Source organism: Tenacibaculum salmonis, assembly GCF_041053065.1.
GTDB classification, from domain to species: Bacteria; Bacteroidota; Bacteroidia; order Flavobacteriales; family Flavobacteriaceae; genus Polaribacter; species Polaribacter pacificus_A.
The window spans coordinates 1,055,479-1,081,015 of sequence record NZ_JBFCVV010000001.1 but is presented as its reverse complement, the minus strand read 5'-3'; the positions used below and the strand labels follow the sequence as shown (position 1 = coordinate 1,081,015).

Annotated in this window: 23 protein-coding genes; 9 read left to right on the top strand and 14 right to left on the bottom strand. The window is 27.5% G+C overall.

The features are described 5' to 3' along the window. Window positions 1-30 precede the first annotated feature (30 nt). Window positions 31-2,097: a TonB-dependent receptor plug domain-containing protein gene (locus AB0T67_RS04580; protein WP_369219344.1), complete on the top strand. Its 2,067-nt coding sequence runs from the start codon at window positions 31-33 to the stop codon at window positions 2,095-2,097. A gap of 22 nt (window positions 2,098-2,119) precedes the next feature. Then, window positions 2,120-2,755 (top strand): HmuY family protein, encoded by a 636-nt coding sequence (locus AB0T67_RS04575; protein WP_369219343.1) that lies wholly within the window; start codon window positions 2,120-2,122, stop codon window positions 2,753-2,755. Window positions 2,756-2,826: 71 nt separating this feature from the next. On the opposite strand, the gene uvrA is transcribed toward AB0T67_RS04575, so the two are convergent. Next, window positions 2,827-5,616, bottom strand: coding sequence for an excinuclease ABC subunit UvrA (uvrA, locus tag AB0T67_RS04570; protein WP_369219342.1), 2,790 nt, complete (start codon window positions 5,614-5,616; stop codon window positions 2,827-2,829). A 407-nt stretch (window positions 5,617-6,023) separates the two neighbouring features. After that, window positions 6,024-6,884, bottom strand: a complete 861-nt coding sequence (locus AB0T67_RS04565; protein ID WP_369219341.1) for a glycosyl hydrolase family 18 protein — start codon at window positions 6,882-6,884, stop codon at window positions 6,024-6,026. A 1,055-nt stretch (window positions 6,885-7,939) separates the two neighbouring features. Here AB0T67_RS04565 and AB0T67_RS04560 point away from each other — a divergent pair. Together AB0T67_RS04560 and AB0T67_RS04555 are read left to right on the top strand one after the other, a co-directional pair. After that, entirely contained in the window at window positions 7,940-8,527 is a 588-nt protein-coding gene (locus tag AB0T67_RS04560; protein WP_271231589.1) for an RNA polymerase sigma factor, read from the top strand. A gap of 61 nt (window positions 8,528-8,588) precedes the next feature. Then, the gene (locus tag AB0T67_RS04555; protein WP_369219340.1) at window positions 8,589-8,732 is read left to right on the top strand and encodes a hypothetical protein; all 144 of its coding nucleotides are present in this window, start codon (window positions 8,589-8,591) and stop codon (window positions 8,730-8,732) included. A gap of 35 nt (window positions 8,733-8,767) precedes the next feature. Here AB0T67_RS04555 and AB0T67_RS04550 read toward each other — a convergent pair whose 3' ends face one another. Then, window positions 8,768-9,424, bottom strand: a complete 657-nt coding sequence (locus tag AB0T67_RS04550; RefSeq protein ID WP_271231591.1) for an endonuclease III domain-containing protein — start codon at window positions 9,422-9,424, stop codon at window positions 8,768-8,770. A gap of 124 nt (window positions 9,425-9,548) precedes the next feature. Between AB0T67_RS04550 and bcp the strand changes: the two genes are divergently transcribed. Continuing rightward, complete coding sequence (gene bcp, locus AB0T67_RS04545; protein WP_369219339.1) at window positions 9,549-10,001, top strand: thioredoxin-dependent thiol peroxidase; 453 nt, start codon at window positions 9,549-9,551, stop codon at window positions 9,999-10,001. Between the two features lie 50 nt (window positions 10,002-10,051). Here the strand turns inward: bcp and AB0T67_RS04540 are convergent, their stop codons facing one another. The 4 genes from AB0T67_RS04540 to AB0T67_RS04525 form a co-directional block, all read right to left on the bottom strand. Further along, on the bottom strand, window positions 10,052-10,684 hold the full coding sequence (locus tag AB0T67_RS04540) for an alpha/beta hydrolase (RefSeq protein ID WP_369219338.1): 633 nt from the start codon (window positions 10,682-10,684) through the stop codon (window positions 10,052-10,054). A gap of 73 nt (window positions 10,685-10,757) precedes the next feature. Further along, complete coding sequence (locus AB0T67_RS04535; RefSeq protein ID WP_369219337.1) at window positions 10,758-11,084, bottom strand: hypothetical protein; 327 nt, start codon at window positions 11,082-11,084, stop codon at window positions 10,758-10,760. Between the two features lie 2 nt (window positions 11,085-11,086). Beyond that, window positions 11,087-12,346, bottom strand: a complete 1,260-nt coding sequence (locus AB0T67_RS04530) for a dihydroorotase (RefSeq protein WP_369219336.1) — start codon at window positions 12,344-12,346, stop codon at window positions 11,087-11,089. Next, window positions 12,343-14,286 carry a BatA domain-containing protein gene (locus AB0T67_RS04525; RefSeq protein ID WP_369219335.1) on the bottom strand — a complete coding sequence of 648 codons (1,944 nt, stop codon included), beginning with the start codon at window positions 14,284-14,286 and terminating at the stop codon, window positions 12,343-12,345. The genes AB0T67_RS04530 and AB0T67_RS04525 overlap by 4 nt, the downstream gene beginning before the upstream one ends. A 351-nt stretch (window positions 14,287-14,637) precedes the next feature. Between AB0T67_RS04525 and bshC the strand changes: the two genes are divergently transcribed. Beyond that, window positions 14,638-16,230, top strand: a complete 1,593-nt coding sequence (bshC, locus tag AB0T67_RS04520; protein WP_369219334.1) for a bacillithiol biosynthesis cysteine-adding enzyme BshC — start codon at window positions 14,638-14,640, stop codon at window positions 16,228-16,230. Beyond that, window positions 16,231-17,085, top strand: a complete 855-nt coding sequence (gene rlmF, locus AB0T67_RS04515) for a 23S rRNA (adenine(1618)-N(6))-methyltransferase RlmF (RefSeq protein WP_369219333.1) — start codon at window positions 16,231-16,233, stop codon at window positions 17,083-17,085. A gap of 136 nt (window positions 17,086-17,221) precedes the next feature. On the opposite strand, the gene AB0T67_RS04510 is transcribed toward rlmF, so the two are convergent. From AB0T67_RS04510 to AB0T67_RS04485, 6 genes are all read right to left on the bottom strand, one after another. After that, window positions 17,222-17,833 (bottom strand): WbqC family protein, encoded by a 612-nt coding sequence (locus AB0T67_RS04510; RefSeq protein WP_369219332.1) that lies wholly within the window; start codon window positions 17,831-17,833, stop codon window positions 17,222-17,224. A 5-nt stretch (window positions 17,834-17,838) separates the two neighbouring features. Beyond that, a complete protein-coding gene (gene lepB / locus AB0T67_RS04505) occupies window positions 17,839-19,419 on the bottom strand; it encodes a signal peptidase I (protein WP_369219331.1) in 1,581 nt (526 codons plus the stop codon). Between the two features lie 80 nt (window positions 19,420-19,499). Further along, window positions 19,500-20,204 carry a 4-hydroxy-tetrahydrodipicolinate reductase gene (gene dapB, locus AB0T67_RS04500; RefSeq protein ID WP_369219330.1) on the bottom strand — a complete coding sequence of 235 codons (705 nt, stop codon included), beginning with the start codon at window positions 20,202-20,204 and terminating at the stop codon, window positions 19,500-19,502. Window position 20,205: 1 nt separating this feature from the next. After that, entirely contained in the window at window positions 20,206-20,733 is a 528-nt protein-coding gene (locus AB0T67_RS04495) for a DUF5683 domain-containing protein (protein WP_369219329.1), read from the bottom strand. 233 nt (window positions 20,734-20,966) lie between these two features. After that, window positions 20,967-22,085 carry a DNA polymerase III subunit beta gene (gene dnaN, locus AB0T67_RS04490; protein ID WP_369219328.1) on the bottom strand — a complete coding sequence of 373 codons (1,119 nt, stop codon included), beginning with the start codon at window positions 22,083-22,085 and terminating at the stop codon, window positions 20,967-20,969. Between the two features lie 84 nt (window positions 22,086-22,169). Next, window positions 22,170-23,114, bottom strand: a complete 945-nt coding sequence (locus tag AB0T67_RS04485; RefSeq protein ID WP_369219327.1) for a lipid A deacylase LpxR family protein — start codon at window positions 23,112-23,114, stop codon at window positions 22,170-22,172. Between the two features lie 69 nt (window positions 23,115-23,183). On the opposite strand from AB0T67_RS04485, the gene ppk2 (AB0T67_RS04480) reads away from it, so the two are divergent. After that, window positions 23,184-24,053, top strand: a complete 870-nt coding sequence (ppk2, locus tag AB0T67_RS04480) for a polyphosphate kinase 2 (RefSeq protein WP_271231603.1) — start codon at window positions 23,184-23,186, stop codon at window positions 24,051-24,053. A 1-nt stretch (window position 24,054) separates the two neighbouring features. After that, on the top strand, window positions 24,055-24,834 hold the full coding sequence (ppk2, locus tag AB0T67_RS04475) for a polyphosphate kinase 2 (protein ID WP_369219326.1): 780 nt from the start codon (window positions 24,055-24,057) through the stop codon (window positions 24,832-24,834). A 1-nt stretch (window position 24,835) separates the two neighbouring features. On the opposite strand, the gene AB0T67_RS04470 is transcribed toward ppk2 (AB0T67_RS04475), so the two are convergent. Continuing rightward, the gene (locus AB0T67_RS04470; RefSeq protein ID WP_369219325.1) at window positions 24,836-25,468 is read right to left on the bottom strand and encodes a low molecular weight phosphatase family protein; all 633 of its coding nucleotides are present in this window, start codon (window positions 25,466-25,468) and stop codon (window positions 24,836-24,838) included. Between the last annotated feature and the right edge of the window lie 69 nt (window positions 25,469-25,537).

Below are 25,537 nucleotides of genomic sequence, written 5' to 3'. Positions count from 1 at the left end.
AGAATATATATTTGTTGAAAATTATTAAGAATGTATCTAAATAAAAAAATATTTACTGCTTTTGCTTTTATTAGCTTAACTGTTTTTTCTCAAGAAAAAATAGTGGCTGATAATGAAAGTTTAGAAATATCTAATTTAGATGAAGTCGTTGTTACTGCTACAAGAACCAAAAGACAATTGTCATCTGTACCGATGCCTGTAACTTTAATAACAAAAGCTCAAATAATAAAATCGGGTACAGTAAGGTTAAAAAATATTTTAACTGAACAAACAGGAATAACTTTAGTTTCTGATTTTGGAGGTTCAGAAGGAATTCAAATTCAAGGAATAGCTGCAGATTATACATTGATTTTAATTGATGGAGTTCCAATAATAGGAAGATCATCTGGAAATATTGATTTAAATAGAATTACAGTTAATAATATTAAACAAATTGAAATAGTAAAAGGACCATCATCTTCTTTGTATGGGTCTGAAGCTATTGGAGGTGTTATTAATATTATAACAGAACAACCTAAAAATGAAAAATTAGAAGGTTTTATAGGCTATTTAGCAAAAGAAGGAGCTACAAACCAATTGGATATAAGTACTAATGTTAAATGGAAAAGAAAAGGTTTTGGATTGGTTTCAGGAATAAATTTAAATTCAAGTAATGGGTTTGATTTATCTCCAGAAACCCTTTCAAAAACAACGGAAGCACATCAAAATTTTACAGGAAATTTACAACTAAGTTATGATTTTTCAGAAAACTTAAAAGCCGTTGTTTCTAATCGATTTTATAAACAATATCAAGGTAATAATAGAGAAGATAATCAACAAACAGATTGGAGTATTAATACGAAATTACTTCATGAAATAACCAATAATTGGACGCTAGATTATAATTTTTATACAACAAAATATAAAGCAGAAAACATGTTTGATGGAAATGCTACTTTATATAATCAAACATTAACAAGACCCGAAATTAAATCGAAAAACAGCTTTAATTCAGGAACTTTAATTGTAGGTGTTGGTGCTAATTTTGATGTATTAGAAAGAACAGAATTTACAGGGATAAAAAAATACAATACGCCATATATTTTAGGGCAATTTGATTTCAATTCAATTAAAAATTTAAATATTGTTATTGGAGCAAGGTTTGAAGATAGTAATAATTACAAATCAGCTTTTACACCAAAAATAGCAACAAGTTATAAATTTAATAATTGGTTTACTGCAAAAGCATCGGTTGGTAGTGGATTCAAAGCTCCTGATTTTAGACAGCTTTATTTCAATTTTAGAAACTCAGCTAGTGGATATATAGTTTTAGGAACTCAAACTTTATATGATTTATATGCTAATTTATCAGAAATAAAAACCATAAAAAAAGAATTAAAACCAGAGAGTTCTATTGGTTATAATTTGGGTTTTCAGTTAAAACCAACAACAAGTTTAAAATTTAATATTAATTTTTTCAGAAATGATATTAAAGATTTAATAGATACTTTTGATACACAATTAAACGTATCTGATTTAGGATTGCCTTTAGGTACAAGAGTTTTTTCTTATAAAAACATAAATGAAGTTTATACTCAGGGTATTGAACTTGATGTTAATTATAAATTAAATTCAAATTTTACTGTTTTAGGAGGATATCAATTTTTAGATACAGGTGATAAAACAGCAACATCAAAAATAAAGGCTGGCGAGGTATTTTTTAGAAGAACACCGTCTTCATCATCAGAAAAAATGACAATGTCAAATTATTTCGGTTTGCCAAATCGATCTAAACATATGGCAAATTTTAAAGTTTTTTATCAAAATTATAAACACGATTTTTCTGCAAATATTAGAGCTATATATAAAAGCAAATATGCGTTGTTTGATACTAATAGTAGTCAGGGAATTATTGATCAGTTTGATGATTTTGTTTCTTCAAACACACAAATAAATATAGCAGGAGCAAAAACATTTTTTAGCTTAATGAATTTTCAATTAGGAATAGATAATCTTTTTAATGAAAAGGAATCTGCGAATAAAAAACGTTTTGCAAATAATGATAGTGTTTTACGTTTAGGGAGAACTTATTACTGTAATGTGCAATTTAATTTTTAATATATCTATAAATCAATAGAAAATGAATATCTTAAAGTCAATTTTAATAATAACAATACTTACTTTTATTACTGTTTCATGTAGTGATAATAATGATACATTACCAGAAGAATCAATATCTAAAAGAATAGATAATTTACATGCAAAACAAACTACTGATTATTCGGTAAATCCACCAAAAGCTTCTGGAGAATTTATTAAATTTAGTTTTAAAAAAGGAGTAATTGTAACCGATGATAATTGGGATATAGCTTTTAGAGCAACAACAATTATAGTAAACGGAGGAGAAAGTACAGGTATAAAAGAAGAACCTAATAAAACAGGAAATGCATCTTTATTATTAGTTGATGGAACATTTTCGAGTGTAAAAACAATATCTGATAATGCTATTTTTAAACAAGATGAAAAAGATGGAGTTTTAGCTTTACCAAAAAGTACTTGGTATAGTTATTTTCAGCCAGCTCATAGAATAGACCCTGTAGCAGGAAAAATAATTGTTATAAAAACAATTGATGGTAATTATGCTAAAATGGAAATTTTAAGTTACTATAAAGATATGGATAGTTCTAATTCTGCTGATCCTCAAAATTCAGGAGGACAATATTATACGTTTAATTATGTGTACAACCCTAATATTGGAGATAAAAATCTTCAATAATATATTTGTTTTTGTTAATTTTTGTTATGTAAAGCTGTCTGGTTATCTGGTAATCAGGCAGCTTTTCTATTTTAAGTTAGTTTTTCGGCTAAATAACTAGCTGTAAACGATTTTTTGTTTTTTGATAACTCTTCAGGAGTTCCTGTGAAAATAAGGTTTCCTCCATTTTTTCCACCTTTTAAACCAAGTTCTATTATATAATCGGCACATTTTATTAATTCAATATTGTGTTCAATTACAATAATAGAATGCCCTTTGTCGATTAAAGCATTAAAAGATGTTAATAATTTTTTAATATCATGAAAATGAAGTCCTGTTGTTGGTTCATCAAAAATAAATAAAGTTTTATCTTTTGTATTTCCTTTCATCAAAAATGAAGCTAATTTTATACGTTGCGCTTCTCCTCCAGATAATGTTGATGATGATTGTCCTAATTGTACATAACCTAATCCAACATCTTGCAAAGGTTTTAATTTACGAGCAATTTTATGTTGTTCTCGTTCATCGAAAAAAGTAATTGCATCATCAATAGTTAGGTTTAAAATATCATCGATTGATTTTTTACCGAAAGTAACTTCTAAAACTTCTTTTTTAAAGCGTTTTCCTTGGCAAGTATCACATTGCAAGTGTACATCTGCCATAAATTGCATTTCAATAGTAACTTCACCTTCACCTTTACAAACTTCACAACGTCCGCCTTCTACATTAAAAGAAAAATGTTTTGGCTGATAATTTCTGATGCTCGATAATTTTTGATCAGATAATAATTTACGAATATCATCATAAGCTTTTATATAAGTTACAGGATTAGACCTTGAAGAACGCCCAATAGGATTTTGATTGATAAATTCAACATTTTTTATATTTTCAAAACTTCCTGTAATATCAGTAAATTGACCTACTTTTTCGCCATATCCGACCAGTTTTTTCTGCATTGCAGGATATAAAATTTTCTTGACTAAGGTACTTTTTCCACTTCCAGAAACACCTGTGATAACGGTTAAAGTATTTAAAGGAAAAGAAACATCAATGTTTTTTAAATTGTTTTCACGAGCACCAATAATATTAATGGTATTTTTTGAGCTTCTACGTATTGTAGGAACTTCAATTTTTAATGCTTCGGATAAATACTTAGCAGTTAGCGAATCGGATTTCATAATATCATCAAAAGTACCTTCAGCAACTACGTTACCACCGTAAGTTCCCGCTTCAGGACCTATATCGATAATATAATCTGCTTCTTTCATAATATCTTCGTCGTGTTCAACTACAATAACGGTGTTCCCTAAATCACGTAAATCTTTAAGTACATCAATTAATTTTTCGGTGTCTTTTGGATGTAAACCAATACTAGGTTCATCTAAAATATACATAGAGCCAACAAGTGAACTTCCTAATGATGTTGCTAAATTTATTCGCTGACTTTCACCTCCAGAAAGCGTGTTTGAAGTACGGTTTAAGGTTAAGTAATTTAAACCAACATCGGTTAAAAACTGTAAGCGATTTTTTATTTCTGTAAGCAATCTTTTTCCTATTGCTAATTCGTGTTCATTTAGTTTTAAATTATTGAAAAATACTGATAATTCATCCAAAGGAAGTGTTACTAAGTCTGAAATTACTTTTTCATGTACGTGTACATAATTAGCTTCTTTTCGAAGTCTTTTTCCGTTACAATCGTTACAAGTTGTTTTTCCGCGATAGCGAGAAAGCATTACTCTATTCTGAATTTTATAACTTTTTTCTTCTAATTTTTTAAATAAATCGTGTATTCCTTCAAATTTATTAGTTCCGTTCCAAACTAATTTCTTTTGATTTTCAGAAAGCTCAAACCAAGGTTTATGAATAGGAATATCAAAATCAATAGCATTTAAGATTAAGTTTTCTTTATAAATTTTATAGCTATCTGTTTTAAAAGGAAAAATAGCATCTTCAAATATTGATAATCCTGTATTTGGAATTACTAATTCTTCATCAATACCAATTACGCTTCCGTAACCTTCGCAAGTAGGACAAGCTCCGTACGGATTGTTAAAACTGAATAAATGAGTATTAGGTTCTAAAAATGTAATTCCGTCTAATTCAAATTTATTGCTAAACTCTGTGGTTTTTTTATCATTTAAATTTTCAATAAAACAAATTCCTTTACCTTCAAAAAAAGCAGTTTGAATAGCATCTCCTAATCGATTATAAAAATCTTCTTCATTTTTAGTAACAATTCTATCAACAACTAAAAATAAATCTTCATTATTAAAATTATCAACAGGAAAATTTTCAATTCTTACAACAGTATTATTATATTTTAAACGAGCATATCCTTGTTGAGTTAAAACTTGTAAAACAGTTTTTAAATCTCTATTTTTATTGATGATAATCGGTGCTAATAATAACAGTTTTGTTCGTTCTTCAAATTTTTTTATATGATTAAGAACATCAGAAACGGTATGTTTTTTTACTTCAGTGCCTGATATTGGCGAAATAGTTTTACCAATACGAGCATATAATAATTTTATATAATCGTAAATTTCGGTTGATGTTCCTACAGTTGATCGTGGATTTGTTGAGTTTACTTTTTGTTCAATAGCAATTGCAGGAGCAATTCCTTTTATATAATCTACTTTTGGTTTGTGTAGTTTTCCTAAAAATTGACGAGCATAAGATGATAAACTTTCTACATAACGCCTTTGTCCTTCGGCATATAAAGTATCAAAAGCCAATGATGATTTTCCAGAACCTGAAAGCCCTGTTATTACTACTAATTTATTTCTAGGGATAACAACATCAATGTTTTTTAAATTATGGAGTTTTGCTCCTTTTATAATGATGTTTTCTTTGGGATTGATGCTAGAAAGGTCTCTTTTCATTTACTTAAAAAATAAGCTATAAAAATAAGGTTTCTGAATTTAATAAGCATCAAATGTTTAATAGTTTGTGAGCTTTTTATAAAGAAGAACTTCCATTACTTATCAGTAATAAAAGTTTAAAATTTTATAATAAAATAAACTATTATTTAGCTACAGTAAAAGTATAATTTGTATTACGTGACCCTTGTTATGATTAATGTAATCAGGGTGTTAAGTGCAATATTCTAAGTTTCCTATTTCTGTTAATTGAATTTCTTAGATAGCTGTTTTCTAAATCTGATTTTATGTTGTGAAAACAATGTATTCAGTCAATAATTTTTTTAGTTTATCTATAAAAATCAAAAGAACTCCAAAATATTACTTTTGAAACTCTTTTTTGATTTGTGTTTTTATAAAGCTGAAAGTTATTATATTTCTACTTTCATAGGATTTTCTATTTTGCTATTTTCGATTGTTTTAGCTATTGATTTACCCCATATTCCATTAATATCACTATCAACTTTCCAACCCATTACACCTCCAAATGGAATTTTGTTTGTGATAGCTGTACTTAAAATATCTTCAAAATTTTCTAGTGAAATATATCCTGTATTATTTACATCATCAGTAGTGATTGGTTTACCTACAATTAGTTTATTAGCAGGTATTCCTTGTCTGATAATACTAAGAATAGCAGTAGGGTTTTCTATATTATTATACATTTCTTCAAATAAGGATGTATAATCTTCATAAGATTGATATTCCCATTCACCTTGATTGTAGTACTGAATATTATAATAATTAATTATACCATTAGTTTTTTTTTCGATTTCACTATAGCCTTCATTAGCCATAAATAATGTGGCTTGAGGAGTATGATAAATTTCTAAAGGATAATTTTTTTCATTACTAATTTGATGCACAGTAATGGTAACATCAATTAACCATTGAATTACTTGAGATGTTATTGCTATATTTTTAATATCTAAATTAACGCCATCAAACTTATGTTGAATAGCAAAGTTAGCTAAGGCTGTACCATAATTAACTGCCTCGTAATTTAATGGATAAAAATATTTGCCTCCAGTAGCAAGAATACATTTTTTATTTTTACTTTTTAAGAATTCAAGAATTTCAGGTGTTTTTAAAACTTCTTCAGCAGCACCTGTCACACTTGTTTCAGGGTCTTGCCAAAACGAGAATAAAAGATCAGTATATCCTTCGTATTTGTTTTGAACCTCTTCTAGAGGAGTCCAATTGTTAAAATAGCCTATTACTTTTTTTTGCATAATTATTGGGGGGTTTTATATTGATGAAAAAAATGTGATGTAATATTACATTTGTTCTTGCTTGTTGAGTTTTATAATATCTTTTATTTTAGCGTGGTTCTGTATTTGTTTGTATCCTTTAAAAAAGATAAATAGTATTGATTATCTTATTATGTAAAATTATTTTTTTATTATATAAGAGCCTGTTTAAATTTAATCTAAAAAGAGTTTTATAGTTAAGAAATTGAATCTGTCAAACTGAATTTATTTCAGTTTCACACCTTGATTTGCCGTAGTTCTTCATTTTATGTGATTCTGAAATAAATTCAGAATGACGTTTATATCTTAAAAAAGATACTTTATTTGAAATTAAAACAGGCTTTAAGTATTTGGTTTAATGTTATTTTTATGAGTTTTTTTTGAAAAGGTGAAGTTTTAAGTCTGTGTATCTTATTTTTTATAAGAATTTTATAGATGATTTTTTTGTGTATGTTGATAGCTTTAATACCTGTTTTTGATTACAAAACTAGCCGTCTATAAGTCTGTAAAAAAGTTTAATTTTAAATAAATACATTTTTTAAAGGGGAGTTTTATTAAAAATAACGGGATTGTTATTTAAGCTAAAAAAGGGGATATGTTGAGGTTTATTTTTATGAAAAATAATATCTAACTGTCTTATTATTGCTTTAAAAGAAAAATAATTATCAGAAGGATAAATTAATGTATTAATGATTTTATAATTTGTATTTAACATGTTTTCGGGGGGTAAAATTTAATTTACTATAATTTGTTGTAATGTAATATTGTAAATATATGTAATAAAATTTTGTTAATCAGTTAATTATGTCTAAAATATGATGTGCTTATAATAATATTTGATGATTTAGAGGTTAAATCAATGAAATTTTAACTTTTTTTTAATAAATATTAAACAATTCTTGCTTTTTTGAAAAAAAAATCACATATTTGGAGTCTAATAATCAATTAATTACACGCCTATATCTAAAAAATTACTTTTAAAAAAAATATATCCCTTAACTAAAGAGTGCTTATAGTACTCTGTAAAAAAAAGTAATATGGTACATAAAGATATTGTAAGTGATAGTGTTTTAGTTAAAGACTACATTAACGGAAAAGAACTAGCTATAGAGTTATTGATTAAACGTCATAAGCAACGACTGTACAGTTTTATTTACAGTAAGGTACAAAATAGAGATACTACAGAGGATATATTTCAAGATACTTTTATAAAAGTAATAAGAACCTTAAAAAAAGGAAATTATAACGAAGAAGGTAAATTTTTACCTTGGGTTATGCGTATTTCTCATAATTTAATTATTGATTTTTTTAGGAAAAAAAACAGAATGCCTAAGTTTAATAATACTGATGATTTTGATATTTTTTCGGTATTAGCAGATGGAGCATTAAATGCAGAAAATAAAATTATTAAAGAGCAAATACTAGCTGATGTAAGGGATTTGTTAGAAGAATTACCTGAAGAACAGAAAGAAGTTTTAAAAATGCGTATTTATAATGATATGAGTTTCAATGAAATTTCTGAAAACACTGGTGTAAGTATTAATACTGCTTTAGGAAGAATGAGGTATGCTTTAATTAATCTGAGAAAAATAATTGAAAAAAATAAAATTATTCTAGTTAATTAAGCAATAAAGTAATATTGTCGTCGTTAAATACTTGAAAACAAAATGAATAAAGAAAAAAAGTATGATGAGAATTTACCTAGATAAATCTTCGGATTTAAAAATGAATCCTAAAAAAGAAACTATTCAATTTTTGATTAATTTTTCTAAATCATTGAAAGTAGAAAAAACATCGTCAAATTATTTTATAGAATTAAATTTGAATTAATAACAAAAAAGCTTCAACAAATGTTGAAGCTTTTTTTATGATTTATTTTTATGGTAATCATTTAAAACTGTTTTTCTACCAATCGTTTTCGTAATAATATCATTTTCTAAATTCCAGCCACGAGCAGGAGAATATTCTCGTCCATACCAAATTATTTGTAAATGAAGGTCGTTCCATAATTCTTCAGGAAATAATCGTTTTGCATCTTTTTCTGATTGAATTACATTTTTACCATTTGTTAAATTCCAACGATATAATAAACGATGTATGTGTGTATCAATAGGAAATGCAGGAACTCCAAACGCCTGACTCATAACTACACCAGCAGTTTTATGACCTACGGCAGGTAATTCTTCTAGATATTCAAAACTTTGAGGAACTTCTCCATTATGTTTTTCAATCAATATTTTAGATAAACCGTGAATTCCCTTTGATTTCATAGGAGATAAACCACAAGGACGAATAATTTCTTTAATTTCTTCGATGCTCATTTTTACCATGTCATATGGATTATCGGCTTTGGCAAAAAGTAACGGGGTAATTTTATTTACTCGAACATCGGTACATTGTGCCGATAATAAAACAGCAATCAATAAAGTATATGGATCTTTATGATCTAAAGGAACAGGTATTTCAGGATATAATTCGGCTAAGGTATCAATAACAAATTGTACTTTATTTTCCTTGGTCATTTTTTGTTTTTTTAATATAGATAAACAAAGGTACAAACTAACAAAGAACAACTATAAATTTATTGTTAATTCAAAGCAACTTTGTAACTTTGGTTTAATAACTAACTATTTTAAACTACAAATTATGACAACATTAAAAGTAGGAGATAAGGCACCTAGTTTCGAGTCTGTTGATGAAAAAGGAAATACAGTGAAACTTTCTGATTACAAAGGAAAAAAGTTAGTATTATTTTTTTATCCGAAGGCAAGTACACCTGGTTGTACAAATGAAGCTTGTGATTTAAGAGATAATTATCAGTCTTTTTTAGCAAAAGGATATGCTATTTTAGGTGCAAGTGCTGATTCTGCAAAGCGTCAACAAAATTGGATTAATAAACATGATTTACCTTTTCCATTATTAGCAGATGAACAAAAAGAAGTGATTAATGCTTTTGGTATTTGGGGACCTAAAAAATTTATGGGACGTGAGTATGATGGTATCCATAGAACAACTTTTGTTATTGATGAAAATGGAATTATTAAAGACGTTATTAGTAAAGTAAAAACGAAAGAACACGCAAGTCAAATTTTAGGATAAAATAAAAAACCGAGTTTTAAAGCTCGGTTTTTTTATTATAATTTAATTTTTTATAAACGGTTTTCTATCCATTTTTTAAAGCTATAAAAATTTTGAGGTGCAACACCATGACCTACATTATATTCTGAATAATCATTTTTTAAATTGTTAGCATTTAAAAATACAGGTGCTTTTCTTGCCCAATCAACAGGAATTACTTGATCAACAGTTCCATGAGAAATATAATAATCAGTATTACTTGGTGCTATTTTTTCAGGAACTAAGCCTTCATTAATATGACCACTTAATGCAATTACATGTTGTATTTTATTCGGATAATTAAGACTTAATGCATAACTTAAAATAGCTCCTTGACTAAAACCTAACAAAAATGTTTTATCAGGATTCGTATTGTATTTTGCTTTAATTTCATCAATAAAATCTGAAATTTTATCAACAGATTCTTTTGCTTGTTCTAAATCAGAAAATTTTTCATCATTGGCATCAAAATTAATTGCATACCAAGCAAAAGCACCACCACCCATAGTATAAGGAGCTTGTGCGCTAACAATTAGCATGTTTTCAGGTAGTTCTTGGGCAAACGAAAATAAATCTTCTTCATTACTACCATATCCGTGTAGTAAAATTAATAATGGCGGATTAGTAGTTGCCTGTTTAGGCTCTCTTACAATATAATTTAGCATCTAAATAAATGTTTTTTAATAAAAAAACATGCAAATAAATTAATTATTTGCATGTTTGTTATGTGTTTTTTGTTTAAATATTTTTAAACCAATCTTGAAATTGATCTCCCAAAAGAGGTATTTTCTTTTCTTCTCCTTTTAAGACTCCCATAAAACTAATTATCCAAAGAATCAATAAAACGATACTTATAGCCCAACCAATAAAACCACCTAAATATTTATAAACTAGCCATGCGTTTAGAGAAGAAAGGATGTGTAAACCTAACACTTGTCTAATGTAAAAGCTTGTAAAAGTATTTTTAGTATTAAGATTTAATACGAAAGCAATAATAGTTCCTATAATTAAAAAATGACTAATTATAGCATTTGTTTTTCCTTCTTTCACAGTATAGTTTTCCATAGTTATATATTTAAAATTAATTGTTTATTATTAAAAATACCATATACTTTTCCTTTTAATTTTTTCTCTAAAAAGATACTGTTTTTTGAAGTTGATAAAATATCTTTTTCACTAAAAATATGAGTTCCTTCAGGATTAAAAATAGATAAATTAGCAATTTCATTTTCCTTGATACTTGTTTTTTGAAGTCCAAAACGTTCTTTCGGATTATCAGATAAACAAGTTACAATAGTTTCTAAATCTAATACTGAATTTAAAACTCCAAAAGCAGTTTCTAAACCGATAGTTCCATCTTTTGCATTTGAAAACTCTACTTTTTTATGTTCTATATCAATCGGATTATGATCTGATGTAATCATATCGATTGTACCATCTTTAACACCTTTTAATAATGCTTTGATATCATCCGAAGTTCTTAAAGGCGGATTCACTTTTTTATTTCCATCAAATTGATGTAATTCATCATCTGTTAAAAATAAGTTATGAATGGCTACACTACAGCTAACATTCAATCCTTTCTTTTTAGCTTCTTTAATTAATTGTACTGATTTTTTAGTTGAAATAGTTGGAATATGTAATTTTCCGCCTGTATATTCTAATAAAAATAAATCACGAGAAACTTGTAATTCTTCAGCTAAAGCAGGAATTCCTTTTAATCCTAAAAGTGTACTGTTTTTACCTTCATGAACAACACCTTCTCCAGCAATTGCGTTGTTTTTAGGAAAACTAAGTGCTAATCCGTTAAAATTTTGGGTATAAAGTAAGGCTACTTTCAGTAAATTATCATTTGCTATTGGTTTTTTATAATCACCAAAAGCGATAGCACCAGATTGTTGCATGTCATATAATTCCGCCATTTCAATACCTTTCGATCCTTGAGTTAACGTACCGATTGGGTATACATTTGTGGCAAATCCGTTGGCTCTATAAATTAGAAATTCAACAGCTGCTTTGTTATCAATAACAGGATTTGTATTTGGGTTTACGGCAATATCTGTAAATCCGCTTTTACCAGCTACTTGTAAACCATTTTTAATAGTTTCACGTTCTTCATATCCAGGTTCACCTAAAGAAACACTGGTGTCAAACCAACCTGTAGAAACATGTAAATTATCAAGTTTTATAATTTGATATTCTTCTTTATCGGTAATATTACTATCAATTTTAGTAATAATTCCGTCAGTAATTAAAATATCTTTAGTTTGTTGGTGGTAAGGGCTATGCGCATCAATAATAGTTGCCGATTTTAATAGCGTTGTCATGGTTTAAAGAATTTTAAGATCAAAATTTCAACAAGCAAAGATACAATGGCAATCACTAAAAACCATTTCCAAAGCCATTGAATTTTGTATTCGTTGTTACTATTTATTAACGTTTGCTTTACTGATGTAGAAATTTTTTGGTTTTCAGTAGTTGTAATATCTAAAAAGTTTAACAAACTTTCTTTCTTCGGATAATTAAAAGCAATATTTTTTAAAATATTTTCTTGTTGTTTTATTTGATAAAATCCAGCTGTTAATGGTTGGTCTGTTGTTGTAATTTTTATACTATTTTGAAGTGTTTGTTGTAGCGGAATAAATGAAATTTCATTATTTGAAATAGATAGCATTTCATTTTTAGAAATAATCTTATCAATAGAAATAACATTTTGTTTATCAGTAATATAATATCCTTTAGATAGTTGTAAACTTTGTTTTCCAATAGTATAAAAAACAGGAACAATTAAAGGTGAATTTATAAAATTACTTTCTTCTTTATTAAGCGGAGATGCTAAAAAATAAACTTTTGAATTCACCGTATTTATTTGTTGTATAAATGGTTTTTTGTTTTCAAAAGAAACAATAGTATTGGTGTTTTTAAAAGTAGTATTATAAGCTGTTTTTACAAAAGGATATTGAAAATTACGCACTTTTTTCTCAAACACATTTTTAAATAATGGATGTTTGTAATTAATATCTGTAATTTTTAAGCTATCATTTTTTTGATTGTCATTTAATGAGTTGATATTTCCTATTTCAAGTCGATTTAATAAACTATTATAAGAAGAAATTGTTGCGTTTTTAGATGGAATAATAACTAAATTTCCACCTTTTTTAGAATAATCAATTAGACTTTTAATAAGTGTTTCTGATAAATTATCAATTTCATTTAAAACAATAAGATGTTGTTTCGGAATTAAATTATAATTTAACTTTTGTGTATTTAAAGCTGTAAAATCAAATTCATCATTACTATAAATTCGTTTTAAAAAGTTAGCATTTTTACCAATAGACAAAACTTTAATTTTAGAATTTGTATTAATCGCGAAATAAAAAGAATTATCAAAAGAATAAGTATCTTTAAAATTTAATTCAATTTTACCTAAAAAATCGGAAGTATTAATAATAGAAAAAACAACTTTTTTAGTTTCATTTTCTTCGATAGAAAACAGCTGTTTATTTATTAATTTTTCTTTGTTGTAGATAGCAATAGGAACTTCTTTTTTTGCATTTCCTTGATTTTTAACAACAATTTGTATTTCGAAATTACTTGAATTATTTGTGTTTACAAAAATACTATCAATAGATAAATTATTTTTTTCTTGCGGATTTAATTTTACGAAAGAAGTATTTTTAGGTAACTGATTGAGTGCTGTGTTTTTTACATTCTGAAAATCAGAAATAATAATATTTTTAGTGTTTTTATTTTTTAGTTGTTCACTCGAAATTTTTAATAATACAGTTTCTAAAGCTATTTTTTTAGCGGTATTTTTAACTTCTAATAAAATGTTTTTTAATTCTGAAGCTGTTTTATTTTGATGATAAGCATCATTTGTTAATAAAGAATATGTAGGTTTTTCTGAAGTGTTTTCAATAATTTCTTGAGCTGAAATTTGTAATAAATCACCTTTTTCACCTGCTGTATTTGTACTTAATGAATTATCTAAATAAATAAAAAAATGTTGTTGTTCATCACTTTTATGATTGCTAAAATAAGGTTGTGCAAAAGCTAAAATTAAAGCGGTAAGCAATAATAAACGAGTTGCTAAAATCAGCCATTTTTTTATGCGTGAACTTTTTCGGGTTTGTGTTACTAATTTTTTTAAAATAGCAACATTGGTAAACGTAACTTTTTCAAAACGTTGTAATTGAAATAAGTGAATCAATATCGGAATCAGTAAAAAAAATAAGAAGTATAAAATTTCAGGATGTTTAAATTGCATATTTTTTTACTGTTAAGTGTATTTTTTTAATGAATATTTTTTTTATTAAAAACAATAAGATTAAATTGAAGCAATTTCCCGCTTTCCGCACTCGCTCTTTTTTTGAAGAAAAATCAAAAAAAGGAGCTCAAACAATTGCTTCAATCGGGGCTAGGCATTTTTACAAATAATTAAATTACAGCATAAAAACCTAAATTCATTGTAAAAATAACAAAATCTCTGATTTAAAAAATAATGTAGTTAAAAATCTGTTAGATTATTGTTTTGTTTTCGACTTAGCATCAAATTTTAGTATTTTTGAACCATGATTATAAATGATAATGATTGTAAACTTCAAGAAAAAATAAGTATATGAAAGTAACACATATTCCTTTTAAAAAGACTGGTTTTTTCTCTAAAACAATGTTAGATTACTTAGAGCAATCTTCAGAAATAAAACCTTTTTATGCTAATTTTTCATCTTCAGAAGGATTTAAAAATCAAATAAAAACTAAAAAAGCTAGTTTTTCAATAAAACAAAGAAAAACACTTGTTAGTACTTTAGAAAAACAATATTTAAAAGTAACAACAACAGCAAATACGGCTCAAAATATTGCTAGTTTATCTTTAGAAAATACCTTTACAATAACCACAGGACATCAGTTAAATTTATTTACAGGACCGTTATATTTTTTATATAAAATAATTTCTGTTATTAATTTATGTGAAGATTTAAAGGCTAAAAATCCGAAAGAAAATTTTGTTCCTATTTATTGGATGGCAACAGAAGATCATGATTTTGATGAAATTAATTACTTCAATTTTAAAGGTAAAAAAGTACAATGGAATTCTACGCAAACAGGTGGGGTAGGACGTTTTTCAACCGAAGGATTAGCAGATGTTTTAGAGGTTTTATCGAATCATTTAGGAACATCAAAAAATGCTGAATATCTAAAGAAATTATTTGAAGAAGCATATATAAAGTGTGCTAATTTAGCCGATGCAACTCGTTATATTGCCAATGAATTATTTGGTGAATATGGTTTGGTAATTATTGATGCAGATGAACGAGAATTAAAACGTGAGCTTATTCCGTTTATAGAAACAGAATTAAAAAATCAAACATCGTATAAAAAAGTTACAGAAACGATTAAATCTTTAGGTGAAAATTATAAAATCCAAGTAAATCCGAGAGAAATTAATTTATTTTATTTAACAGATGAAATTCGAGAGCGTATTATTTATGAAGATAATATTTATAAAGTAAATGACACAAGTATTTCTTGGGATTTAGATGAATTATTAAAAGAAGTTAATGAATTTCCTGAGCGATTTTCGCCAAATGTAATTATGCGTCCGTTGTATCAAGAAGTAATTTTGCCGAATCTTTGCTATGTTGGTGGAGGTGGAGAATTAGCTTATTGGTTAGAATTAAAAAGTTATTTTGAAGAAGTTAAAGTGCCTTTTCCAATTTTATTATTACGAAATTCGGCACAAATAATTTCTGAAAAACAAGCTGGTAAATTAGATAAATTATCAATTTCATTAGAAGAGATTTTTTTGAAACAAAATATCTTACTTAAAAATAAAATATTAGAAGTATCCGAAGAAAAAATAGATTTCACCAAACAAAAAGAGTTTTTAAAAGAACAATTTGTTAGTTTAAAATCCTTTGCCGAAAAAACAGATATATCGTTTGTAGGAGCTGTAAATGCACAAGAAAAAAAACAATTAAAAGGATTAGATAATTTAGAAAAACGTTGGTTACGAGCAGAAAAACGCAATCATAAAAATTTAGTAGATAGAATTACATTATTACAAAATGAAATATTACCAAATGGAAGTTTAGAAGAGCGTCAGCGTAATTTTTCTGAATATTATTTATCCTATGGAAATACTTTAATAAAAGAGTTAAAAAAAGGCTTAAAACCTTTACAATTAGAATTTACAGTACTGATATTTTAGATGGAAGATAAAAAAGGATTACACGAAAATAACAAGCACAAAAACGGATACGATTTTAAATTTTTAAAAGAAAAGTATCCTCAGATTTCAGCCTTTGTTATTGAAAAATTTGATAAAGAAACTATTGATTTTTCAGACCCTGTTGCTGTTAAAGAATTTAATAAAGCATTGTTATTTGCTTATTATAATATTAAAGATTGGAATTTTCCTGATGAAAATTTATGTCCTCCAATTCCGGGTAGAGTAGATTATATTCATCATTTAGCCGATTTAATTGCTGATGAAAAAGATGTAACTGTGTTAGATATTGGTACAGGTGCAAGTTGTGTGTATCCGTTATTAGGTACTTCTATTTATAATTGGAATTTTGTAGCAACTGATATAGATTTAGATTCATTAGATTATTCACAAGATATTATTGATGATAATAATTTAGATGCTAAAATTAAATTACGCCAACAATTTGATGAGTTAAATATTTTAAAAGGAATAACAGAAGAAGATGATGCTTTTACTTTAACAATGTGTAATCCTCCGTTTTATAAATCGGAAGAAGAAGCAAGAGGTGCAAATAGAAGAAAATCGAGGAATTTAGGAAATAATACAGTTCGTAATTTTGCAGGAAACTCAAATGAATTATGCTATTTAGGAGGTGAAAAAGCTTTTTTACATACTTATTTATACGAAAGTTCATTACAACCAGAATTGAGTAAATGGTTTACTAGTTTAGTATCAAAAAAAGAAAATGTAAAAAGTTTACAAGATTCTGCTAAAAAACTAAAAGTAAAAGAATTTAAAGTAATTCCTATGAGCCAAGGAAATAAAGTAACACGTATTGTTTGCTGGAGGTTTTAAGGAATATTGATGAAATTTTTTATCCGTAGTAATTTTTTAAGCGATAAAAAATAAAATTAAAAATCTCAGATAAATTAATTTATCTGAGATTTTTTTGTGTAAAATTTAAAGGTAATAAGTTGTTTTTTAGTATAGTTTAAATTTTAATATTTTCTAAAAAAGTACTCGTATTTGGTCCTTCCATAAAAAGTAAATCTAAGATAGATAAATTAGGAATAAAGCCATGTTTATCATCAAAAATTTGAATATAACGTTCCATTTCAATTTCAATACCTTTTTTAGCGATTGCTAAATTTCTAAAATCTGGAATATTTGGTGTTACTTCATAAACTTCGGTTTTTGTAAACGATTCCGTAATTTGTAAAGCATCTGTAATAAATAAATGTGTATCAATATTTACATCTTGTAAATACGTATATTTTTTATGAAATATTTTAGCAATATCATCTTCAAAAAATTCAAAAAAAGGCGATGATTTATAAGCTGATTGTAATGATTTAAAGTGTTGTGTTTGCCACTGTGATTCATTATCAACTAAGGTATCTTTTGTTTTTTTTCTGTCTTCTTTATAAAGATGTTTTACAGGAATATTTAATGATAATTTTCCGTTAGCACCATAAATATAACATCGGTTTCGATAGGTTTGTTTTTGATAATTATCATCAAATTCAAAAACTACCGAATCAGCGTTATAAATTGTTGCGTATTGCGAAATAGGAGCAAAGTATGTTGGTATAAAAAGTGACATTTTAATTATTTCTTTTTACCTTTTTTAAAACTATAAAATGTGTAACCTGCAATAAGCATTATTGCTAACCATAAATAAGAAGTAGGTTTTCCGCTACCGCCTACGGTTGTAAACATTCTATCCCAACGAATAGAGTTTATTTTAGATACAAAACCAGGTGCATTAGGATTCCAACTTAACCAAATCATTACAGGTTTACCAACAACATGATCAAAAGGTACATATCCCCAGCTTCTTGCATCCAATGATTTTTGACGATTGTCTCCCATCATCCAGTAATAATCTTGCTTAAAAGTATAGCTTTCTGCTTTTTTTCCGTTGATGTAAATATCATCTCCAAAAATTGTTAAATCATTGTTTTCGTATCTTCGGATAATTTGCTCATAAAACGGAATTGTATCTTCATTTAAGGCAACTGTAACTCCTGCTTTTGGAATATAAAGTGGTCCGAAATTATCATTTGACCAAGCGTATTTAGGGCTATGAGGAAAAACAGATGCATCGTATGTTCCACTTGGCGTTAAATATTTTGTAACGCTTTTTACAATAGTGTTTTTTCTTAAAGAAGTTGCTTCATCATCAGTTAAATTAAGATAATAAATGCCATCGTTAGACATTTGTCCTTCACCATTTCTGTTAAATTCACGTATAGTTTCGTTAGATAATTTTTTACCTTGTGTATCTACTTTAAAATACCATTGTGGTTTTGCTCTATCTGGTAAAACTGTTTTTTTACCATTGATAAATACGTAACCATCACGAACTTCTAAAGTATCACCAGCAATACCAGTGGCTCTTTTTACATAATTTGTTTTTTTATCAATAGGTTTATAAGTTGCTACGCCCGATTTATCTCCCCACATAGTTTTTAAACTATCCGAAGGCCAACTAAACACAACAATATCGTTACGTTTAATTTTCTGAAAACCTGGGATTCTCATGTAAGGTAACGATGCTTTATTTAAAAATCCATCTTTATTTTTATCATCAGAAATAAAAGATTTTGTACCTAAAATAGGAAGCGTATCATGTGCCATTGGAGCTGCTATAGTGGTAGTTGGTATACGAGCTCCGTAATGAAATTTACTGACAAATAAATAATCTCCTACTAATAACGTTTTTTCTAAAGAAGAAGTAGGAATCGTGTAAGGTTGCATAAAATACGTGTGAACCAAAGTGGCTGCGATAATAGCAAATGCAATAGAACTTACCCATTCTCCTAAAGGAGAATTTGGTTGTAAACTTCTGTTTTCTATATAAGGTGTTTTTGTAATATAGTTGATATAATAGATATAAAATCCTAAGGTAAAAACGGCTAATAATGTATCAGTTCTTTTGTTAAAACCGAAACTTCTACAAGTTTCTATCCAAAGAATAGGGAACATTAATAAGTTTACAACAGGAACAAATAATAAAATTACCCACCATTTTGGTCGATTAATTATTTGCATTAAAACAATTGCGTTATAAACAGGTATTGCTGCTTCCCAAGCTTTTCTACCAGCTTTAACATACAATTTCCAAGTTCCTAAAAAATGAATAACTTGTACTATTAAGAAGAATATAAACCATTCTATAAATGTCATAATATATCTATTTTGTGTTCCTAATATTAGGAATCTAATTCAATGTTATTAGTGTGTTTTATTAGGTATTTGTTACGTAATTAACCTAAATTTAACACATCTCTCATAGTGTGAACCCCTTTTTTATCAACTAACCATTCAGCTGCAACAACAGCACCTAAAGCAAAACCTTGTCTGTTATGAGCGGTGTGTTTTATATCGATAGTATCAATAGAAGAACTATAACTTGTAGTATGAGTTCCTGGTACTTCGGGTGTTCTGATAGCTGTAATAGGAATATTTTCTTCGGATGTTTTAGTATCTAATTCCCAAGCTTTTTTATTCTTACTGTGTTCAATAATTCCTTCAGCTAAAGTAATTGCTGTTCCACTTGGTGCATCTAATTTTTGAGTATGATGAATTTCTTCAATAGAAATATTATACTCATCTAAAGTGCTCATCATTTTAGCAAGCTGTTTGTTAAGTTCAAAAAAAACATTAACACCTAAACTAAAGTTTGATGCATAAATAAACGCACCTTTATTTTGGTTACATAATTCAACAGCTGAATCATATTTATCTAACCAACCAGTTGTTCCTGAAACAACAGGTACGTTGTTGTTTAAACAAAGACTAATATTTTTAAAAGCAACATCAGGGATGCTAAAATCAATAGCAACATCAGCATCTGTGATATCGTATTTTTCTACTCCTGAGTCTTTTATAACTATTTCGTGACCTCTTTGTAAAGAAATTCTTTCAATTTCTTTACCCATTTTACCATAACCAAGTAATGCTATTTTCATATTAAAAAGAATATTTTAAAGTTAAACCAACTTTGGGTGCTTCTATAAATAATGGATCTGGATATACCATTGGTTGTAATGATAAACTGTCATCCGTATTAAATTGTAATAAGTGAGCATTTACACTCGCTTCAACAATTTGTAAGACATATAATAAAACACCTGTTAAAAGAGATAAGTCTCTATTTTTTCGAAGTACTTTTTGTGCATTTTCTAAACCAGGAGTAGAGATTAATTCTTTTCCTGTATCATCAGTAAATTCATCTTTTAAACCTTGTGTTCTTAGTTTAAAAGCAGTTCTATATTTATCATATTGATTACTATTATCTACATAAAAATAAACACTAGTACCAATAGCAGCCCAAACAATAGGAGCTTTCCAATATTTTTTATTATAAATTTGTCCGCCTCCAGGAAAAATAGCTGAATAAAAAGCTGCTTTTGTTGGAGATAACGGATTGTATTTGTCACTACTTATTTGTAGTTGATTAACTTTTACAGCTATAGAATCTTTTTGAGCAACTGACATTTGGCTCAAAAAAAGACTCCAAAAAACGAATATGAGAGTACGAGTATGCAATTGCTTTAAATAAATTTGAATACAGTTAAAATCTTCTTATAACTAGTTTTGAAAAAAGGTAAAATTACAACTATTTATCTTTTTTTTTAGTGAAAATTGTTAAGAAATAAATGTACAATAATTGATTGATACAAAAAAAGCCACATACTTGAATATGTGGCTTTTATATTTATAGGTGTTTTTTATCCGTTTAACATTACTGGCATAACTAACATAGTAACCTGTTCACCTTCATCTGTTCCATCAATAGGAGTTAAAATTCCTGCTCTATTTGGTAAAGACATTTCAATTAAAACATCGTTTGAATTTAAATTATTAAGCATTTCACTTAAAAAACGAGAGTTAAATCCGATTTGCATGTCATCTCCTTGATAATCACAATGTAAACGTTCATCAGCCTTATTAGAATAATCTAAATCTTCAGCAGAAATATTTAATTCTGTTCCTGCCATTTTTAAACGAATTTGATGTGTTGTTTTACTAGAGAAAATAGAAACACGACGTACAGAGTTTAAAAAAGAAGCTCTATCTACAGTTAATTTATTTGGATTCTCTTTAGGAATTACAGCTTCGTAATTAGGATATTTTCCATCAATTAAACGACAAATTAATACAACGTTTTCAAAAGTGAATTTAGCGTTTGTATCATTATATTCAACAATAACATTGTTTTCTGATCCACTTAAAATTCCTTTTAATAAGTTTAAAGGTTTTTTAGGCATGATGAATTCTGCTGATTTATCGGCAGTAACATCAGTACGAGTATATTTTACTAACTTATGAGCATCGGTAGCAACAAAAGTTAATGCTTTAGCGTTGAATTGAAAAAAGACACCACTCATTACAGGTCTTAAATCGTCATTTCCTGCTGCGAAAATTGTTTTTGAAATTGCAGTAGCTAAAATATGTGATGGAATTTCTGTACTACTTGGAGCTGGTAACTCAACAGCTTTAGGGAATTCTTCTCCGCTAAAATATGCCATATCATATTTACCTTGTTCAGAAATAATTTCAATAATACTATCACTTGCTACATTAAAAGTAAGTGGTTGCTCAGGAAATGTTTTTAAGGTATCTAACAATAAACGAGCGTTTATAGCTATTGATCCAGCATCGCTGCTTTCTACATCTATAATTGAACTCATCGTTGTTTCAAGATCTGACGATGATACTTGAAGTTCACTATTAGTTAGTTCGAACAGGAAGTTATCTAAAATAGGTAATGTGTTATTGCTGTTTATAACACCTCCTAAAACTTGTAATTGTTTTAATAACTGAGAGCTAGATACGATAAATTTCATTGAGTATGTTTTCTGTTTATTAGATTTACAAATATATCTTAATTTGATGATTTTAAAAATTATTTTTTCGTCTAGATAAATAATTTAATTAAATTGGTAATTAAGTTGGATTGTTCCGTAAAAATTTTTGTTAGGCACACGCACACTTTTTAGTTTTTTAGTGTGATAATTTATCGCGTAGCCAAAATTAAAACGATTTACTGTAAAACGTATTCCTAATTCTGTGGTAAAATTAAAAGGTTTAATATCGTAAATAATAGGACTTGTATTATTTAAAAAACTTCCTTCAATTGTTGCGTCATACATAACATAATTAAACATTGGTTTCAAATAAATGAATGATTCAGTTTTATTAAGATAATTTGTATGACTATCATTTAAATTACTGTTAAATGCAATTGAATTTATGATTCCTTGAAGTGGTTTTAATCCAATTCGTCCATAAAAACCTGTAGCCAAATTAGTATAAACAGTTCCTAATTCTAATCTGTTAACCCAATTAATATCAAAATAATTATTACTAGCTAAACTTTTAATATAATCAATATTTAAATTGATACCAATAGCTTTTTTAATTTGATATTTCCATCCGATTGCTTTTTCATAGCCGTATATAGTATGCACAAAATCCTGAAGTTCTTTACTCATAGCATTACTACCAAGGGTACCTACTTGTATTGATGTTTTTAATATGTTTTCATTTTTATAAAATCGATTGATACCAAAACTACCAAATAAATATCCTGCAAAAGGTCGATCATGATTCATGTATTGATTTACAGTTGCTTTAAATGGCGTGTACATATGATGCCCAAGCTGAATTTCAAATGTTTTTTTCTCAATGTTTTCCGATGTTTTTTGACTTAAATATCGGTAGGTTAAAAGTACTCCGTTTGTATAATACCTGTCTTGTGTTGGTGAAATGAATAAATCATTATCATTTAAAAAATTAAACTCTTTACTGTATTTCTGTTGAGACAAAAGAGTGAAAGAGTATAGGGTTAAAAATAAAAAGATTTTTTGTTTCATAGAAGTTTATATCGTCTTATTTTAGCAATGTAGGGTTAAATTAGTAGTAATTCAACATAATTTGTTAAAATGAAAAATAGAGAAAAGCTTACAATTGCCGATTTTGAAAGTGTTGCAACAAATGAGCAACTATTAAATTTGATTGAAGAAAAAGGAATATCGATTAACAAGGTTAACGATCATTTAATATATGAACAAGAATTAAAAAAACTTCAGATAGAGTTAGTTAAACTTCAGCAATGGGTTGCTAAGAATAATAAACGAGTAGCTATCATTTTTGAAGGAAGAGATGCTGCAGGAAAAGGAGGGAATATTCGTCGTTTTATGGAGCATTTAAATCCGAGATCTATGCGTTTGGTTGCATTAAATAAACCAACGGATGTTGAAAGAGGACAATGGTATTTTCAACGTTATATTAAAGAACTACCAAACCCAGGAGAAATTGTTTTTTTTGATAGAAGTTGGTATAATAGAGCTGTAGTTGAACCTGTAATGGATTTCTGTTCAAAAGATCAGTATAATAAATTCTTGGTTCAAGTACCAGAATTTGAACATATGTTACACGAAGACGGAGTAACTATTATTAAGTTTTGGTTATCTATTTCGAAAGATGAACAAATGCGTCGATTTGATGCAAGAAATGACAATCCTTTAAAAAGATGGAAGTTTAGTCCTGTTGATAAAAAAGGACAAGAGTTGTGGACTAAATATACCTTTTATAAAAACGAAATGTTTACCAGAACACACACTACTTATAGTCCGTGGATAGTCGTAAAAACAAATGACAAAAAGAAAGCACGAACAGAGTGTATCAGACATGTATTATCTCAGTTTGATTATCAAGAAGAAGTAGATGAAGCATTAAAATTAAATACCAATACCAATCCTGATCCTAATATAGTAATGCGTTATTATCGATCAGCAAATTATTTAGATTAATATGGAGAGTTTAACACAGAAAGACGTTAATAAATTAAATTCTAATAAAGGGTTAAAAGCTATTTTATCTAAACCGTTTAATTTAGAAAAAGCAATTCGTTATGTAGACTATGGACGTAAACTGAAAAAATTACAAGTAGAATTAATTCGTTTACAAACTTGGGGTATTAATAATGATGAACGTATTATTATTATTTTAGAAGGAAGAGATGCTGCTGGTAAAGGAGGAGCTATACGTAGAATGACAGAAAGAATTAATCCACGTCATATGCGAATTGTAGCTTTACCTAAACCTAATGAAGACGAAAAAGGACAATGGTATTTTCAACGATATGTAGAGCAGTTTCCTAAAGCAGGAGAAATTGTTTTTTTTGATAGAAGTTGGTATAACAGAGCAGTGGTTGAACCTGTTAATGGGTTTTGTACAAAAGAAGAGCATGATATCTTTATGAATCAGGTGAACGATTTTGAAAGAATGATTTTAGAATCAGGTATTCGATTGGTAAAAATTTATATGTCTATCAATAAAAAAGAACAAGAAAAACGTTTTAAAGAGATTGTGAATAATCCATTAAAACAATGGAAAATTACTCCTGTAGATTTAAAGGCGCAAGAGCTTTGGGATGATTATACCGATTACAAACGAGCTATGTTTTCTAAAACAAATACAGCAACATCACCATGGAAAGTGATTAGAGCAAATAGAAAAACAATAGCACGTATTAATGTAATAAACCATGTATTAAAAAGTATACCATATGATAAAGATACAGTAGTGTAAACTACTGTTCTTTTTTTATCATATTAAAAATGAAAAATATTTCGCCAGCAATTTGTTTGCTGGTTTTTAAATAACCTTCTGTAACTAAATCTGTATTATCAGTACTTTTAGGATCTGAATATGGTAAGTGAAATCTAGAGATTGCATCGGGTATAAAAGGGCAATTTTCATCAGCGCTATCACAAGTTGTAATGGCAATATATGGATAGGTGTTATTAGGGTCATCATAGATTTTCGAAAAGCCTAAAATATTATTTTTAGAACCTTTAAAAGATATTATGTAATTTGGGTTTTGATGAGAGAAATTTTGAATGTTAAATTCAAAACCTGTTTTTTGTAAACTTTTTACTGTGTTTCTATGAAAAGCAGTAACTTCTGTTCCTCCTGAGTAAGCGAAAATATTTTTTAAATTAAAGTATTCAATAGCAAAAAAACTCCAAACTTGTGCGAATTGACTTCTTCTAGAATTGTGAGTACAAATAAAATTTAAATTGATTCTTTCTCTTTCTTTATATTCACTAATAATTAAGTTAGCTATATTAGTCAGTAGATCTTTACGTGTATCACTAATTGTTATTTCTTTTTTAGCTTCTTCAAAGAATATTTTTGTATTGATATTTTTAGTGTTTATCATTTTTTTACAGTTCTTTTGTAATATGCAATTATTGCAAAAATACAATGTAAAGCTCTTTTTTTGAATTAA

What these genes read in the sequence shown, in the direction of transcription:
- AB0T67_RS04530 (WP_369219336.1), bottom strand. Translation starts at nt 12,346, where the DNA reads ATGACAACGCTATTAAAATCGGCAACTATTATTGATGCGCATAGCCCT.
- bshC (WP_369219334.1), top strand. Translation starts at nt 14,638, where the DNA reads ATGAAAGTAACACATATTCCTTTTAAAAAGACTGGTTTTTTCTCTAAA.
- AB0T67_RS04485 (WP_369219327.1), bottom strand. Translation starts at nt 23,114, where the DNA reads ATGAAACAAAAAATCTTTTTATTTTTAACCCTATACTCTTTCACTCTT.
- AB0T67_RS04580 (WP_369219344.1), top strand. Translation starts at nt 31, where the DNA reads ATGTATCTAAATAAAAAAATATTTACTGCTTTTGCTTTTATTAGCTTA.
- AB0T67_RS04540 (WP_369219338.1), bottom strand. Translation starts at nt 10,684, where the DNA reads ATGCTAAATTATATTGTAAGAGAGCCTAAACAGGCAACTACTAATCCG.
- AB0T67_RS04495 (WP_369219329.1), bottom strand. Translation starts at nt 20,733, where the DNA reads ATGTCAGTTGCTCAAAAAGATTCTATAGCTGTAAAAGTTAATCAACTA.
- AB0T67_RS04560 (WP_271231589.1), top strand. Translation starts at nt 7,940, where the DNA reads ATGGTACATAAAGATATTGTAAGTGATAGTGTTTTAGTTAAAGACTAC.
- AB0T67_RS04575 (WP_369219343.1), top strand. Translation starts at nt 2,120, where the DNA reads ATGAATATCTTAAAGTCAATTTTAATAATAACAATACTTACTTTTATT.
- AB0T67_RS04535 (WP_369219337.1), bottom strand. Translation starts at nt 11,084, where the DNA reads ATGGAAAACTATACTGTGAAAGAAGGAAAAACAAATGCTATAATTAGT.
- AB0T67_RS04555 (WP_369219340.1), top strand. Translation starts at nt 8,589, where the DNA reads ATGATGAGAATTTACCTAGATAAATCTTCGGATTTAAAAATGAATCCT.
- AB0T67_RS04510 (WP_369219332.1), bottom strand. Translation starts at nt 17,833, where the DNA reads ATGTCACTTTTTATACCAACATACTTTGCTCCTATTTCGCAATACGCA.
- rlmF (WP_369219333.1), top strand. Translation starts at nt 16,231, where the DNA reads ATGGAAGATAAAAAAGGATTACACGAAAATAACAAGCACAAAAACGGA.
- AB0T67_RS04565 (WP_369219341.1), bottom strand. Translation starts at nt 6,884, where the DNA reads ATGCAAAAAAAAGTAATAGGCTATTTTAACAATTGGACTCCTCTAGAA.
- lepB (WP_369219331.1), bottom strand. Translation starts at nt 19,419, where the DNA reads ATGACATTTATAGAATGGTTTATATTCTTCTTAATAGTACAAGTTATT.
- ppk2 (WP_271231603.1), top strand. Translation starts at nt 23,184, where the DNA reads ATGAAAAATAGAGAAAAGCTTACAATTGCCGATTTTGAAAGTGTTGCA.
- dnaN (WP_369219328.1), bottom strand. Translation starts at nt 22,085, where the DNA reads ATGAAATTTATCGTATCTAGCTCTCAGTTATTAAAACAATTACAAGTT.
- dapB (WP_369219330.1), bottom strand. Translation starts at nt 20,204, where the DNA reads ATGAAAATAGCATTACTTGGTTATGGTAAAATGGGTAAAGAAATTGAA.
- uvrA (WP_369219342.1), bottom strand. Translation starts at nt 5,616, where the DNA reads ATGAAAAGAGACCTTTCTAGCATCAATCCCAAAGAAAACATCATTATA.
- ppk2 (WP_369219326.1), top strand. Translation starts at nt 24,055, where the DNA reads ATGGAGAGTTTAACACAGAAAGACGTTAATAAATTAAATTCTAATAAA.
- AB0T67_RS04525 (WP_369219335.1), bottom strand. Translation starts at nt 14,286, where the DNA reads ATGCAATTTAAACATCCTGAAATTTTATACTTCTTATTTTTTTTACTG.
- AB0T67_RS04550 (WP_271231591.1), bottom strand. Translation starts at nt 9,424, where the DNA reads ATGACCAAGGAAAATAAAGTACAATTTGTTATTGATACCTTAGCCGAA.
- bcp (WP_369219339.1), top strand. Translation starts at nt 9,549, where the DNA reads ATGACAACATTAAAAGTAGGAGATAAGGCACCTAGTTTCGAGTCTGTT.
- AB0T67_RS04470 (WP_369219325.1), bottom strand. Translation starts at nt 25,468, where the DNA reads ATGATAAACACTAAAAATATCAATACAAAAATATTCTTTGAAGAAGCT.